We start from the raw sequence: 14,015 nt of genomic DNA, 5'->3' as shown, positions 1-14,015 counted from the left end.
TGAGTGTGAGAGGCCCCCAGCTAGACCACTGGGTTGATAGGCAGGATGTGGAAGCAAGGACTAAAGACTTGTGTAGCTGACCTGTACTAATAGGCCGATGACTTTCAACACACAATAAAACAATATTGAACTGATGATTTCAATGCTGTTCGCGTTCACTATGCGGTTACGAGACAACAACCTCTAACCAGCAAATACGGATACAAGACTTTGTAGCACCGGAAAACACTGACCAGGAAACGTTTTGGTTTGTGTGCTTCGTGATTGTTACGGCGGTCATAGCGTGGGGGAAACGCCCGGTCCCATACCGAACCCGGAAGCTAAGGCCCACTGCGCCGATGGTACTGCACTCGTGAGGGTGTGGGAGAGTAGGTCACCGCCGGACTTAACTTGAGTAGATGGTTTGAGGCCCTGGTACCGTTTGGTGCCGGGGCCTCACCTGTTTAACCCGTGCAGGGGCCAGGCATGAAAGCCTGGCCCCTGCACTTGTTTAAGCACTGTTCCTGTTGGCTTGCGGCCTGCCTATTATCGAAGCATCGCAATCGCTTTGAACCGCTTCAAGCCGTCCAAGGAGTGAGAAGACTAGTGGGCTGCTTCTTCGGCTTCAATTATTGACGCGAGTGCCAGGTCTTCGATGGTGAGCATCACGGTGCTATCCGACCGGTCAAATAGCTGCAGGGTGATGCTCCGGCCATTACAGCGCCACATGCCCACCGGCTGATCTTCGTCGTCCCAAGGGCGCTCAGGAGTGCCATACAGTTGGGAAAGCTGCGCCTGCAGGGCTTCGTAGCCATACTGGGCCACCGGGTCCTGGGCGTTCAGCGATCCGTAGAGGTGGGTGCAGACGCTGAGGAATTGCTGACGGTAAGTATCCCAAAAACTCACCATTTTTCCTGGCAGGCCGAGGTCTAGGCTCATCATTTGATGTGGTGAATCGTGGTCTTCGGCATCAACGTTGTTTCCGGAAACGAATCCAAGGGCACCGAACAGGACTTCACGCTCGACTTCGGTCTTTGGCCAGGGGCCTTGGACCAGGCCCTGGACAATGGGCATGAGGTCGCGGGGACCAGGGGACAAACTTGGGGATGAGTCTGGTGGCGGCATACTGCGAGCCTACCTTTGACGCTTAGTCTCCCGGAAGATGAGCGTGAAATTGTATTTCGCTTACAGGTTCTGCATCCAACGCAGATGCTGGGCGGACATCGCCGATGCGAACGGGCCTGTCTTTGCTTTCGCACCGGTTGCCTGATGATGCATCGTCGCTGCTTGACGTGGCTGGCCGGCAACCCTACAGTCAAGGCACCGGGGACCTGGTGGTGAGGCTATAGCTACAGGAGCTAGCGATGGGACAATTGACATTCAGCATCAACGTCACGCTGGATGGCTGTGTAGATCATCGCGAAGGCATCGCCGACGACGAATTGCACGACTACTTCACACGACTGATGAATGCGCACGGAGCGATGCTCTGGGGGCGTGCCACCTACGAGCTGATGGAAGATTACTGGCCGGCCGTCGCTCATGGAGATATCGCAGCGCCACCAGCGCTGCTTCGCTGGGCGCAGCAGCTGGAGGAGAAGCCCAAGTACGTTGTCTCAAGCACCCGCACCGCGTACTCGTGGAAGAATTCGCACTTGCTAAGCGGCGACCTACGCGCCTCGGTGCAGAAGCTGAAGGACCAGTACCCCAATGGAGTGCTGCTCGGTAGCGGCAAATTGGCAACGGTTCTGGACCGGATGGAACTTATCGACGAATACCACTTCCTAGTCCATCCAGTCATCGCCGGGCATGGACCAACCCTGCATGAGGCAGGATTGCAGGATTCCCGTCACCTCCAGTTGATATCAGCGCAGCCACTGGCCAGCGGGGCAATCGCAGCCAGCTATCAGCGTGCAGGCTGATTCCCATGACGATGGCGATTTTGCCTTGGAATTCCGGGGCAGAATCAGGAAAGCGGACACCTTTTCTTGCCGGGTAACTTCGTGTTTTGCACGATGGCAGCAAGTGCTTGCATCCGCAGGCCGAAGCCACGAAAGCAGTCGAAGAAATAAGCGTCTTGGCAGAGGGCAATCTGCGTTGCCAAGGAGCGATGATCGCGTAGCGTAGGAATTATGGATACGCTTTTTTTCGCCCATCGCGGCAGCTCCCATAAATATTCGGAGAACACTCGTGCTGCCTATCTGCAGGCCATCGACGAAGGCGCCGATGGAATCGAATGCGACGTCCATCTGAGCAAAGACGGAATCGTCGTCTGCCACCACGATCCAACAGTCGACCGCACCTCTGATTCAGCCGGTCTGGTTGCCGGATTTACCTTGGCCCAGATGAAAGCCATGGACTTCACTGGAGTCGTTCCGAGCATGGTCCCGGCCGAGTACGGGGCGGAGAATGAACAGCTCCTGAGCCTCGGCGAACTTTTCGAGCTCATTGAAGCACGCGGCAAGCCAATTGGCCTGGCTATCGAAATCAAGCATCCAAGCCCCTATGGCCACCTGCTCGAAAAGGGTGTGCTGCAGGTTCTCGCAGCCCATGGCTTCGACCCGCAGACGGGCACGGCCGGCTCGCAAGGGCAGATCGCGGTGACCCTGATGAGCTTTGAGCCGAATTCCCTGCGCTATCTGGCACGCACCGTCAGCACTTCACTATTGTGCCAACTGATGACCGAGGTCAACCCGGACTATGTCCGGCAGCTCATTGATTCCGGCGACCTGGGGCGAGCAGGTGTCTACGATGTTCTTTACCGCTCCGTGCCTGAAGGAATCGAACTGATCAACGCAGGGGGAGCTGGCATCATTGGATCCGGGGTCGCCTGGACCCGAGCCAATGAGCATCTTGTGCGCCGATGGCTGGAACAAGGGCTGAAGGCGCGCATCTGGACGGTTGACCGTCCCGCGGATGCGCAATTCCTGGTGGACCTGGGTGTCGGGGAATTGACGAGCAACCGCCCGGCAGAACTGCGCAAAGAATTGGAGCTGAGCTAGGCCACATGAACACCGGAGAAATCGCACAGGTCAACCTGTACCTGCAGGACACGTACATTTTTGCTGCGGAGGCCCGAGTCATTGCGACGGGAAGCGGCGAAGACGGGCAGTGGATTGCCCTGAGCCCCAATATCTTCCATCCCCGTGGTGGAGGCCAGCCCGAAGACTCAGGCACCGTGGACGGGCTGCCTGTCTCAGTCCAGCGCGACGCGAATGCACTGGTGGTCTTGTACGGCGCCGGCGCCCGGCAGGTGGGTGATCAGGTCCTAGCTGAGATCGATGGCGAGCTGCGCCTTTCCCATGCCGCATTGCACACCGCAGGGCACGTCCTGGGCTTCGCTGGCGAAGACCGCGGCTGGCAGCACCAGGGCCACTCGCACTTCCCTGGGCAGTCGCGGCTCGACTTCGATCCGGCCAGCCTCGACCTGCCATTGGGTGATGAGAACGAACGGGCCGCCGCCAAGGCCTGGCTCCAAGGACGCGTCGATGAACTCATCGCTGGCGGCGGAGAAATCACAACGGCCACCGATGCTCAGGGCATCCGTACCGTGAGCATCGCCGGGGTGAATGCCGAACCTTGCGGTGGCACCCACGTGAAGCACCTGAACCAGCTGCAGCACGTCGAGATCGGCGACGCAAAGGTCAAGCGCGGTGTCTACAAGGTCAGGTACGATGCACGCCACGTCCGCTAGCTGGTTCACTCCGGCGACCAGGATGGGCCTTTCCATCGCGATCGCCACCGGGCTCTACGGCATTTCCTTCGGGGCCCTGTCCATTGCTGCAGGACTGGATCTGTGGCAAACCGTTGCCTTGAGCGCCTTGATGTTCACCGGCGGATCGCAGTTCGCCTTTATCGGCGTGATCTCAGGCGGAGGTGCTGCCTCGGCAGCGTTCTCCGCCGCTTCGCTGCTGGGAATCCGCAATGCCGTGTACGGGATGCAGATCAAGCAGGCATTGCGGCCTTTGGGACGGCATGTGCCCTGGATGGCCCAGGTGACCATCGATGAATCCACCGCAGTCAGCTTGGGGCAATCGGACCTGGCCGAGAAGCGCCGTGGTTTCTTCACCGCCGGGATGGGCGTCTACGTCCTGTGGAATCTGTTCACCCTCGTCGGAGCCTTGCTCGGAGAACGCATGGGGGACCCCGCGGCTTGGGGGCTCGATGGCGCCGCGGTCGCCGCCTTCATCGGTTTGCTCTGGCCGCGCTTGAAGTCAGTTGAACCGGTCATGATCGCGATTGCGGCCGCAATCCTCACCGCGCTGGCTGTGCCGGTCACCGCGCCGGGCTTGCCGATTCTGGTAACCGCGGCCTGCGCTGCGATCTACGCGGTGGCCACCGGCCGCCGGACCCCGGCTGCGACCGAGCACGGCGATCTGGAAAGCATTGAGGAGGACCAGCCTTGAGCGAATTGAGCTGGTGGATTCTGGGAGCCTGCCTGATGGCCTACGCAATCAAGCTCTGCGGCTACTTTGTGCCACGCAAGGTTCTGGACTCGCCGACCATGTCCCATGTCGCGGCCACGCTGACCATTGCGTTGCTCGCCTCGTTGGTGACGGTCAACGCCTTCACCTCCGGGCAGGAACTGGTGATTGACGCCCGTATCGGTGCGCTCGCGGCGGCGATTATCGCACTGGCTTTCAAGGCACCCTATCTTGTCGTCGTTGTCGTCGGTGCTCTGGCGGCCATCGTCTTGAGGGCGAGCGGACTAGCTGCCTAGATATTGCCTGCAAGGCGGATGACAAGCACAAGGCGTAGTGGGACAGTGGAAGCATGATTGTAGCTTTCTCCGTAGCCCCAAGTAACGACAACCCCAACGGTTCGGTCCACGATGCAGTGGCCGAAGCGGTGAAAATCGTCCGCGATTCTGGCCTCCCCAATCGCACCAGCTCCATGTTCACCGAGATCGAAGGTGAATGGGACGAAGTCATGGAGGTAGTCAAGCAAGCCACCATGGCCGTTGGCCGATTCGGTTCGCGCGTATCGCTGGTGTTGAAAGCCGATATTCGGCCCGGTTACGAAGGTGAGCTCGATGGCAAAATCCAACGCCTGGAGAAGGCTATTGAGGATAGTGAGGAGAACATGTCGTCATGATCCACCATTCTGCAGAGCACCATGCCGCAGCCGTCGATGAATATTTGGAACAGGCGCTGGGGTTGCGCGTTGATGCCTTGGAGGCAGGCCGGGAGCATTCCCATAGTGCCGGGCTTCCACGGATTGAAGTCAGTCCTGCCCAGGGAAAGTTCCTCCAGCTGCTCACCGAGATCACAGGTGCCCGGAGGGTCCTCGAGATCGGAACCCTCGGAGGCTACTCCACCAGCTGGCTCGCCCGGGGCGTCGGTGCAGCTGGTACCGTCATCAGCTGCGAATTTGAACCCCTGCATGCCTCGATTGCGCGTGAGAACTTGCAGCGGGCAGGGCTTTCAGAACGTGTTGAAATCCGGTTGGGGGCCGCTCAGGGTTCCATGGATTCGCTGATTTTCAAACGCGTTGCACCATTTGACCTGATCTTCATAGATGCCGATAAGCGCAACAACGTGCCCTACCTGGAACGCGCACTGGAGCTGGCGCATTCAGGCACCGTGCTGGTGCTCGACAACGTGGTGCGCAGCGGCGCGGTCTTGGATGACCCATCCCGGCATGGGACGCAAGAAGCCGATGTTCGCGGAATCCAGGACTCTTTGCGGTGGTTGCGCGATGACCCGCGCGTATCAGCCACGGCGCTGCAGACTATAGGCGTCAAGGGGTGGGACGGGTTCGCGCTAGCGCGAGTCCTCTAGCGCGTTGGATAGCGCTCGGGGCGCTCGAATTCGAGTTCCCCGGCTTCATCGTGCTTGAACGGCGGCGACTTCAGGATCAAGAAGTACACGCCCAATCCGCAGAGAAGACCCATCGGCGGGCCGACCCACAGGGCATAACCGGTATTGCGCACCAGCCCCGCAACTACCGGGCCAACCAGCATGGGAACGATGTAGTAGTAGTGGTCCGGTTCGGCCGGGCCCCAGAAGCGTTCGAACCTGGCCAGAATGCTGAAGCCGGCGGCTAGGAGAACGCAACCGAGCAAAATCACCCAGAAGGTCGAGGAAAGGCTGATGGTCAGGGTCAGGGAACCGACAAGGCCACCAGTCAAGGCAGCGTATTTTGTATTCCGGTTCAAGTCCGACCCCCCTTTGAGCCAAAAAGTTTACGACTACGTGAATATTTTTTCAAGCATTTGGACAGTCCGCAATACTACTTTAGTAGGAGGGGGCCTTGGTGCGTTGGAAGAAAATAGCGAAGTCACTGCCGTAGGCTAGAGAAGTGCCGCAAATGAACGACTACCGAATCCGACTGGCTACTGAACAAGACGTCCGCCCAGCGCTGCAAATGAAATTGCAAGCCTGGCGAGAAGCGTACGCCACACTTCGCGATGAGTCCTTTTTCGCCCACCATGAAGGCCAACTTGATGGCCAGACAGCCTGGTGGGAACGCGGGCTGGCATCCGGAGCGCAGTTCTTCATCGCGGAAGACCGCGATGGCCGCATCATCGGGCTAGCCGGTGGAACTCCGGTGATCGAAGAAGACCAGGATGCCGGAGTAGACGTCGAATTGGGCATGCTCTATGTCCTGGAAGAGTACTACGGTACCGGACTGGGCCAGCACCTCTTCGATGTTGTCCTTGGACAGCACGACGCCCTGGTCTGGGTCCTGCAAGGCAACGAGAGGGCCCTGGCCTTCTTCGCGAAGCAGGGATTCACGCCTGATGGAACCAGTGAAGCCCTGACTGGCAGCTGGGATGGCTTAATCGAACAACGAATGGTGCGCGCGCGTGGCTAGGGATGCCAAGGAATCAATGCTCGGAGAGTATCCGATCGACACCGGAACGGCGATCATTGAAGCTGATCCCTACGGCGCCAGCCGCTATATCCTGAAGGTCAACGGCGTGCCCTCCTCCCATGTGGACCTGGAGGACCCGGCCTACCTCGATTTCGAGTACATGCGCTGGATGGAACCGGTCTTCGCCATCGGTTTCCCGGCCGGGCAATACGACGGGCGCGCCCGCAAGCTGCGCGTGCTCCACCTTGGCGGAGGTGGCTGCTCCATGGCCCGCTGGGTCGCGGCCAGCTATGAAAACGCCCGGCAGGTCGTGGTGGAACTGGATGCCAAGCTGGCCGAGCTGGTGCGCGTCCACTTCGAGGTTCCGCGCGCTCCGCTGGTACGCCTGCGCGTGGGAGACGCAGCCCAGGTGCTGCCCACCTTGAGCGATGCGAGCCGCGATGTGATCATCCGCGATGTCTTCGCCGGGAGCACCACCCCGCGCGTGCTGACCACGGCGGACTACGCCCGCGAAGCCCAGCGCGTGCTGGATGCCGGGGGCGTCTACATCATGAATTGCGGCGATACCGCGGACCTGTCCGGCGCCAAGGCGGAAGCCGCGACGCTGCTGGAGGTCTTCGAGCATGTGGCCATGATCGCCGACCCGCCGATGCTCAAGGGCCGGCGCTACGGGAACATCGTGTTCCTGGCCAGCGACGAACCGCTCAAGCTCGGCCCTGCATTCGAACGCAGCCTGCGCACTGCGCCGTTGCCGGCGCAGCTGGTTTCAGGGGCGGCAGTGCAGCGCTTCGCCACCGGGGCCGTGCCGATTACCGGCTAGCTCCCGGGGCCCATCCGGTATCCGCTCCCGTCTGCTGCGCGCTGCAGCAGGCCGTGGTCAACCATGTAGCGGCGCAGCAGCGCGACGTCCGGGTGGAATACCCGCAGCCGTTCATTGAGCTGCTCTTCGCGCAGTTCGTCCCCGGCTCCTATCACCGCATTGCGCAGGTAGACCAGCACTTCATGGCGGTCCGCTGGTTTCGCCGGGAGGCTATGCAGCTTGTGTTCGTCGAAGAAGCGGCGGATCCCGACGCGGTCGGCCTTCGCGGCCGAGGCCGAAGCCAAGGTCTTCTCCAGCAGTTCGTCGTTCAGCGCCCAGTCGGACCCCTCTTGGCGCAGAAGCCCGATGCTGGCCCAGCGCTCCAAGTCCTTGCGTTCGGACTTATTGGCCTGCTCGGGTACCCCGTGCCCGCTCAATACGGCCCCGAGAAGCCGGCGCATCGAGGGGTTCTTCAAGCCTGCGGCCACCTGGATCCACTGCCCAGCGGTGTTCTGCTGATCGCTCATAGAGCCCATCCTAGCCAGTGCCCGCCGGGACGGAGGCAAAAAACGCCCCGCCATCGCCGGAGCAATGACGGGGCGCCTGGAGGGCTTCGGGGCTATTTGACCCCGGCCCACATCTCAATCAGTCCGATGCCGAAGAACAGCACGAAAGCCGCGGAAACAACCCACATCAGCGGGTGGATTTCCTTGGCGCGGCCCTGCGTGGCGCGGATGAAGACGTAGGAGATGAAGCCGGCACCGATGCCATTGGCGATCGAGTAGGTGAACGGCATCAGGGTGAAGGTCAGGAAGGCCGGCAGCGCGATGCCCCAGTCGTTCCAATCGATCTTGGAGACCTGGGTGATCATCATGAAACCGACCACGACCAGTGCCGGCGCCACGGCTTCGAAAGGCACCAGGTAGATCAGCGGGCTCAGGAACATCGCGACGATCATCAGCAGGCCGGTGACTACCGAGGCCAGGCCGGTACGGGCGCCCTCGCCGATGCCGGCGCCGGACTCCACGAAGATCTGCGCCGAGGAGCTGGAGGTGCCGCCGCCGACGATCGCGCCGGCCGCATCCACCAGCAGGACCTTGTCCACGTTGGGGATCTGCCCGTTCTCGTCCATGGAACCAGCTTCCGAAGCCAAGCCCACCATGGTGCCCATGGCATCGAAGAAGATCGAGAGCAGGATGACGAAGGCCAGCAGCGAAGCGGCAGTGGCGCCGATCTTGCTGAAGGCGCCGAACACGCTGACCTGGCCGATCAGCGACAGGTCCGGAAGGGTCCACTCCGGCAGCGACGGAACCACCAGCGACCAGGTATTGGTCTCCATCGCGCCGATGTGGAAGACGGCTTCGAGGATGTTGGCAAGGATCGCAGAAACGACGATGCCGATCAGGATCGCGCCCTTGACCTTGCGCACCACCAGGGCCATGGTCAGCAGCAGGCCGACAACGAAGACCAGGATCGGCCAGCCCATCAGCTCTCCGTCGAAGCCCAGGCCCACCGGAACGGTGGTGTTCGCGGCATCCGGGAGGCGCTGGACGAAGCCGGCGTTGACCAGGCCGATCAGTGCGATGAACATGCCGATGCCCACCACGATGGCGGTTTTCAATCCGGCTGGAACCGCATTGAACACCGCGGTCCGGAACCCTGTGAGCACCAGGCCGAACATGACCACACCCGCAATGAGCACCAGGCCCATGACATCAGCCCAGGTCAGTTCCGGGTTGGTTGCCACGGTGATAGCGACGAAGGCGTTGACGCCCAAGCCGGTAGCCATGGCGAATGGGTGGCGGGCCCAGATGCCCATCAGGATGGTCAGGATGCCGGCGACAAATGCGGTCACCGCGGCAACGCGCTGGATGCCCAACTCGCCGCCCGAGGAATCGGCACCGGAAAGAACCAGCGGGTTGAGGACGACGATGTAGCTCATCGCGAAGAAGGTGGCGATGCCGCCGCGAACTTCGGTGGAGAACGTTGAACGCCGTTCCGAAATCTTGAAGTATCGGTCGATGCGCGCGGCCATAGCATTCCCGGACGCGGTTTGTGTGGAGGAGGACATGGAAAAATTCTATGACGTTTCGGGCGCTGATTCATATCGATCCGAGTGTCCAGTAGGCTGTACGCGAAAACTTTAGACCCAACTCACACCTAGAACTGCGGAAGCAAGTACATTGGTGGTAAGGGAAATCACATCCCGTTATATCTGAGGTAGTTGAGGAGCGAGTCTGATGAGTGACGAAGCACCAGTCGCAGCAGAGAAGATTGAAGGAATTGTCGTTGGCGTGGACGGATCCCAGCAGAGCAGATGCGCTTTGCGCTGGGCCGAACGCGAAGCGGTACGCCGCGGCAGCGTGTTGAATATCGTGTCCGCCTACACCATCCCGGTGTTCGCCGCGTCCTCCATGGACGCAGGCTACTCGACCCTGGATGACGACCTGATCCGCGGGGGAGCCGAGGACATTGTGCGCCAGGCGCGCGCAGAGCTTGAAGGCAGCACGGCGGCCATCCGCACCTATATCGAATCCGGCGACCCGTCCGGCGTGCTGCTGGACCTGAGCCAGGACGCCGAATTGGTAGTGGTCGGAACCCGTGGCCGCGGTGGCTTCGTTGGCCGCCTGCTCGGCTCGGTGTCCTCGGCACTGCCCGCGCACTCCAAGTGCCCGACCGTCGTGGTTCCGCTGGCCATGGCCAAGGAGCAGGAAGAGGCCGGTGCCGCCGCGGCGTCGAACCGCAACTGCATCGTGGTCGGCGTTGACGGTTCAGACCGCGCGCGTTCAGCGGTGCTGGCGGCCGCGGACGCGGCCATCGCCAGCGACCTGACGCTGCGCCTGATCTGCGCGGTGCCGCCGGTGGGGGCGGCGCTGGCATGGATGCCGGCGACCGTTGACCAGGAAGCCGTGCTGGAAGATGTGCGCTACCAGATGAGTGTGGGCTCCAAATGGCTGAAGTCGCACTATCCGTCGCTGAAGATGGAAACCGATGTGGTCTCCGGGCCTCCCGTCGAGGTGCTGATCCGCGAATCCGAGCATGCGGTACTGACCGTCACCGGCTCGCGGGGCCGCGGCGGCTTTACCGGGATGCTGCTTGGCTCAACCTCGCAGGGCGTCTTGCACCACTCCAAGGGCCCGGTGATGGTCGTGCCGGACTCGGATGACCCTCGCCTGGAGAACCGCAAGGACTTCGATACGCGGGCGCAGGAGCAGTGACCGCACGCCTGTAGCCAGAATGCAGGAAGGCCGCACACCCAAAAGGGTGTGCGGCCTTCGTGCTCGAGGGGTGGCGCTTAGTAGCGGGCTGCCTTCGGGTAGAGGTTGTTGACGTAGCTCAGTGGAGTCACCGAGATGCCGGCGTTCGGGTTGCGAGCGTGGACGACCTGGCCGTTGCCGATGTAGATAGCTACGTGGTAGAACGAGGAACCGCCGTTGGAAGACGAGAACACCAGGTCACCTGGGCGCAGGTTGCTCAGCGACACGTACTGCGGGGCGCTAGCGAACTGCTGGGACGAAGTACGTGGCAGGCTGATGCCGGATTTGCCGAAAGCTCGCTGCGAGAAGCTCGAGCAGTCGAAAGCATCGGGACCGTTGGCACCGTAAACGTAGTACTTGCTGGGATCATCCGCGGTCTTCAAGGCCCAGGAAAACGCTGCTGAGTAGTTGCTGCCGGACTGCGGCGCGACTTCAGGCTTCGGCTCCGGCTTAGGTTCCGGCTTTGGCTCAGGCTTAGGCGCTGGCTTCGGGGTGACCTTCGGCTTGGGCTCCGGCTTTGGCTCAGGCTTGGGTGCCGGCTTCGGGGTAGTCTTCGGCTTCGGCTCGGCCTTTTTGGTGGGTTCCGGCTTCGGTTCGGCCTTCTTGGTTGGCTTTGGCTCGGCCTTCTTGGTTGGCTCTGGCTTCGGCTCGGCCTTCTTGGTTGGCTCCGGCTTCGGCTCGGCCTTTTTGGTCGGTTCCGGCTTTGGCTCGGCCTTTTTGGTCGGTTCCGGCTTTGGCTCGGCCTTTTTAGTTGGCTCCGGCTTCGGCGCTACGGGAGGCTCGACAGCTTCCGGTTCCTCTTCAACCTTCTCAGGCTCCGACTCGACCGTTTCCTCTTCAGGTTCGGCCTGCTCCAGCTCACGTGGCTTTTCAACCGAGAGCGGCTGAACGGAGTCTTGCTTCGTTTCGGGAACCTTGGCGGTTTCCTCTTCGGCGATGGCGTCCGCGAGAGCTTTTTCCTGCTCCTGCGTTTCGCGCTCTTCAACCGCCTGGCGAACCTCGGCCTCTTCCTTCTGCTTCAAGGTAGCGAGGTGGCCGATCAAGTCATCGCGCAGCTGCTTCTCAGGTGAGATAGCTGCTTCGTAGGTGGACAGGGTGCTGTTCGCGGTCGCTGCGGCTGCGTCATAGTTGGCTGCAGCTTCTTCGGCGGCGTTCTGTGCCGCATCAGCATATTCCTGCCAAGCCGAAACGAGGCCTTCGGCCTCGGTGGCGGTGTTGACGGACTGGACCTTCTGTTCGCTCAACGCGTCGATGGTAGCGGCCTTGTAGAACAGGTCGCCTTCCTGGTTGTCATCAAGGAGCAGGCTCAGGGTCGAGGTGCCTGCGCCATTGCGGTAGATATCCGAAGCGATAGCACCCAGATCGTTGCGGCTCTGCTCCAGGTAAGTCTTTGCGTACTCGAGCTGTTCTACAGCCTTCTCGGCCGCAGCGGTGCGCAGATCGCGCTCTTCGCCGGCGGTGAGCAGGGATTCCTGAGCCTGAGCGGCCTCAGTTTCAACGCGCTTCAGTTCGGCGCGGCTGGAAGCCAGGGAAGCTTCGATGCGCGCGATCATCGCGTTCGTCGAAGCCTTATCCTTCTTTGCGTCCTGGACCTCTGCGTCCGAAGGTAGCGCGGAAGCGCTAGGTGCGGCAGCGATGGCCACAGACTGAGGAAGCAGAGCTGAAGTAGATGCGGAAGCGGGCAAAGCGCCTGCAATGCAGGACACCGCTAGGGCTAGGGTGCTTGCAGCAACACCGAGCGTGTGGCGAGTAGCCATATCGTTCCTCACTAAGTACTTGGATGACGCGGAGTGCGTGAGTCGTGACCTTCACCGATGAGTAGGTCACGATTCGGATAAGACTCCAAATAGCACATTAGGCCAATTAAGACACGCTTGGCAACACTGTTCACATCAGTCACATGAATCCCATTCGTGTAATTCGCCTGGGTATTCGGCGGTGATCTGCGAAGATAGTGGCATTTGGGATCTGTGTGGCTGATCAAGAGTGGCTGGGAAATTACTCAGACATATATCTCGCCTCGTTACCAAGGTATCGATTGTCATGAAGCTTGGGTAACGTGCCGGAGGGGAATGTGCGGCTGCAAGAAGGTTTGCCTTTAAAAGGGAAAGGTACTCCGGGAGGGCGCAAAGCTCTGCTTCGCTGGGTCTGCCTCGGAGGCGCCGGCTCCAATGGCGAAATCCTTTTGAGGGGGTGCGGTGCCGTGCTCCCAATCGGGATCACCTCGCTGCCCTTGGTGGCGGAGGGGCCCAGAGTCGCTGGGTGGACAAGGGCAAGGGGCATGCCAGGTTCCTCCGGCTGGCTGCACCTGATCACGCCCGGATAAAGCAGCCGCCAGCGGGGCAACGGGAAACCGACCGGCGCGCGAATCGTTGAGAGCCGGCTTTTGGGCGGCTTGCCCGCCGGTCGACTGGACCCGGATGGCGATTCCAAGCGCCATGCCTGTGCTTTGGGTCTCTTTCGACCTCGACTCGACCACTGCATTCGAGTATTTTTGTGAGGCAGATCTCAAAAGAAGATTCTGCGGATTTGGGGCTATGACCACCCTAAATCGTGCAATTTCGCGTCGTCGATTCCGAAGTGATGGGCCACTTCGTGCATCACTGTAATCCCAATTTCCCGCACTACATCTTCACGTGTTTCGCAGGCTCGAAGCGTCGGATTCTTGAAGATCGTTATGCGGTCGGGAAGTGCGCCCGTGCCCCAGTCCAGGTCCCGTTCCGTGAGTGCAATGCCCTCGTATAACCCCAGAATTTCAGGGTTTTCTGATTCTCCTGGAAGCGGCTCATACTCGTCTTCGATGAAGAAAATGACGTTGTCCATCATGGCGAATGCAGCCTCCGGAATGGCGTCGATGGCCTGCTCGACCAGGGTCTGGAATTCGTCGTCATCCATCTCAAAAAGCATGCTTCCAGACTAGGCCCGCGCACCCGATTTGGCATGGGTGAAACTCGTCCAGGTGCCGATTTTGCAAAAGCAAAAAACACTGCGTATAGTTATTGGAGTCCGCTACGGAGAAGCAAGAAACCGAAGCGAACAACTTAGGCCCCCATCGTCTAGCGGCCTAGGACACTGCCCTTTCACGGCAGCGGCACGGGTTCGAATCCCGTTGGGGGTACAAACAACCATTATGTGGTTGTCAGATGGAGAAATCCATTGGCTTG

At 60.6% G+C, this 14,015-nt stretch carries 16 protein-coding genes, 1 tRNA gene and 1 rRNA gene; 12 read left to right on the top strand and 6 right to left on the bottom strand.

Translation table 11 applies throughout. The features are described from left to right. Positions 1–268 precede the first annotated feature (268 nt). Positions 269–385: ribosomal RNA gene (rrf, locus tag AAZQ98_RS12705) — 5S ribosomal RNA — on the top strand. Positions 386–582: 197 nt separating this feature from the next. Here the strand turns inward: rrf and AAZQ98_RS12700 are convergent. Next, positions 583–1,077 (bottom strand): hypothetical protein, encoded by a 495-nt coding sequence (locus AAZQ98_RS12700; protein ID WP_434692725.1) that lies wholly within the window; start codon positions 1,075–1,077, stop codon positions 583–585. A 266-nt stretch (positions 1,078–1,343) separates the two neighbouring features. Here AAZQ98_RS12700 and AAZQ98_RS12695 point away from each other — a divergent pair, with 266 nt between their 5' ends. The 7 genes from AAZQ98_RS12695 to AAZQ98_RS12665 all read left to right on the top strand — a co-directional run bounded on the left by AAZQ98_RS12695 (position 1,344) and on the right by AAZQ98_RS12665 (position 5,759). After that, entirely contained in the window at positions 1,344–1,901 is a 558-nt protein-coding gene (locus AAZQ98_RS12695; RefSeq protein WP_402473751.1) for a dihydrofolate reductase family protein, read from the top strand. A 210-nt stretch (positions 1,902–2,111) separates the two neighbouring features. Further along, positions 2,112–2,981: a glycerophosphodiester phosphodiesterase gene (locus AAZQ98_RS12690; protein WP_105657872.1), complete on the top strand. Its 870-nt coding sequence runs from the start codon at positions 2,112–2,114 to the stop codon at positions 2,979–2,981. Positions 2,982–2,986: 5 nt separating this feature from the next. Further along, positions 2,987–3,673 carry a hypothetical protein gene (locus tag AAZQ98_RS12685; RefSeq protein ID WP_105662673.1) on the top strand — a complete coding sequence of 229 codons (687 nt, stop codon included), beginning with the start codon at positions 2,987–2,989 and terminating at the stop codon, positions 3,671–3,673. Further along, complete coding sequence (locus tag AAZQ98_RS12680; protein ID WP_400291003.1) at positions 3,654–4,385, top strand: AzlC family ABC transporter permease; 732 nt, start codon at positions 3,654–3,656, stop codon at positions 4,383–4,385. The genes AAZQ98_RS12685 and AAZQ98_RS12680 overlap by 20 nt, the downstream gene beginning before the upstream one ends. Further along, positions 4,382–4,699 carry an AzlD domain-containing protein gene (locus tag AAZQ98_RS12675; protein ID WP_434692722.1) on the top strand — a complete coding sequence of 106 codons (318 nt, stop codon included), beginning with the start codon at positions 4,382–4,384 and terminating at the stop codon, positions 4,697–4,699. The genes AAZQ98_RS12680 and AAZQ98_RS12675 overlap by 4 nt, the downstream gene beginning before the upstream one ends. A 53-nt stretch (positions 4,700–4,752) precedes the next feature. Beyond that, positions 4,753–5,073, top strand: a complete 321-nt coding sequence (locus AAZQ98_RS12670; RefSeq protein WP_400291005.1) for a thiamine-binding protein — start codon at positions 4,753–4,755, stop codon at positions 5,071–5,073. Further along, positions 5,070–5,759, top strand: a complete 690-nt coding sequence (locus AAZQ98_RS12665) for an O-methyltransferase (RefSeq protein ID WP_402473749.1) — start codon at positions 5,070–5,072, stop codon at positions 5,757–5,759. The genes AAZQ98_RS12670 and AAZQ98_RS12665 overlap by 4 nt, the downstream gene beginning before the upstream one ends. On the opposite strand, the gene AAZQ98_RS12660 is transcribed toward AAZQ98_RS12665, so the two are convergent. Beyond that, the gene (locus tag AAZQ98_RS12660; protein WP_400291007.1) at positions 5,756–6,136 is read right to left on the bottom strand and encodes a hypothetical protein; all 381 of its coding nucleotides are present in this window, start codon (positions 6,134–6,136) and stop codon (positions 5,756–5,758) included. The two genes, AAZQ98_RS12665 and AAZQ98_RS12660, sit on opposite strands and share 4 nt — an antisense overlap. A 152-nt stretch (positions 6,137–6,288) precedes the next feature. Here AAZQ98_RS12660 and AAZQ98_RS12655 point away from each other — a divergent pair, with 152 nt between their 5' ends. Both AAZQ98_RS12655 and AAZQ98_RS12650 read left to right on the top strand, forming a co-directional pair. Then, entirely contained in the window at positions 6,289–6,795 is a 507-nt protein-coding gene (locus tag AAZQ98_RS12655; protein WP_286172335.1) for a GNAT family N-acetyltransferase, read from the top strand. Then, positions 6,788–7,615 carry a spermidine synthase gene (locus tag AAZQ98_RS12650; protein WP_286134238.1) on the top strand — a complete coding sequence of 276 codons (828 nt, stop codon included), beginning with the start codon at positions 6,788–6,790 and terminating at the stop codon, positions 7,613–7,615. Before AAZQ98_RS12655 ends, AAZQ98_RS12650 begins: the two co-directional genes overlap by 8 nt. Here the strand turns inward: AAZQ98_RS12650 and AAZQ98_RS12645 are convergent. Beyond that, positions 7,612–8,121, bottom strand: a complete 510-nt coding sequence (locus AAZQ98_RS12645; RefSeq protein WP_402473748.1) for a DUF2087 domain-containing protein — start codon at positions 8,119–8,121, stop codon at positions 7,612–7,614. The genes AAZQ98_RS12650 and AAZQ98_RS12645 overlap by 4 nt on opposite strands. Positions 8,122–8,213: 92 nt before the next feature. Further along, a complete protein-coding gene (locus AAZQ98_RS12640) occupies positions 8,214–9,665 on the bottom strand; it encodes an NCS2 family permease (RefSeq protein WP_181148871.1) in 1,452 nt (483 codons plus the stop codon). 169 nt (positions 9,666–9,834) lie between these two features. Here AAZQ98_RS12640 and AAZQ98_RS12635 point away from each other — a divergent pair, with 169 nt between their 5' ends. After that, complete coding sequence (locus tag AAZQ98_RS12635) at positions 9,835–10,812, top strand: universal stress protein (RefSeq protein WP_105657882.1); 978 nt, start codon at positions 9,835–9,837, stop codon at positions 10,810–10,812. Between the two features lie 77 nt (positions 10,813–10,889). On the opposite strand, the gene AAZQ98_RS12630 is transcribed toward AAZQ98_RS12635, so the two are convergent. Beyond that, the gene (locus AAZQ98_RS12630; RefSeq protein WP_434692715.1) at positions 10,890–12,608 is read right to left on the bottom strand and encodes an NlpC/P60 family protein; all 1,719 of its coding nucleotides are present in this window, start codon (positions 12,606–12,608) and stop codon (positions 10,890–10,892) included. Positions 12,609–13,386: 778 nt separating this feature from the next. Continuing rightward, positions 13,387–13,746, bottom strand: coding sequence for a metallopeptidase family protein (locus AAZQ98_RS12625; protein WP_402735213.1), 360 nt, complete (start codon positions 13,744–13,746; stop codon positions 13,387–13,389). A gap of 150 nt (positions 13,747–13,896) precedes the next feature. Here AAZQ98_RS12625 and AAZQ98_RS12620 point away from each other — a divergent pair. Next, positions 13,897–13,969 (top strand) — tRNA-Glu (locus AAZQ98_RS12620). The last annotated feature ends 46 nt before the right edge of the window (positions 13,970–14,015 follow it).

This window comes from Glutamicibacter sp. Je.9.36, from assembly GCF_051129975.1.
Taxonomy (GTDB): Bacteria; Actinomycetota; Actinomycetes; order Actinomycetales; family Micrococcaceae; genus Glutamicibacter.
The sequence above is the reverse complement of the archived record's forward strand: the minus strand, read 5'-3'. Positions and strand labels throughout refer to the sequence as shown.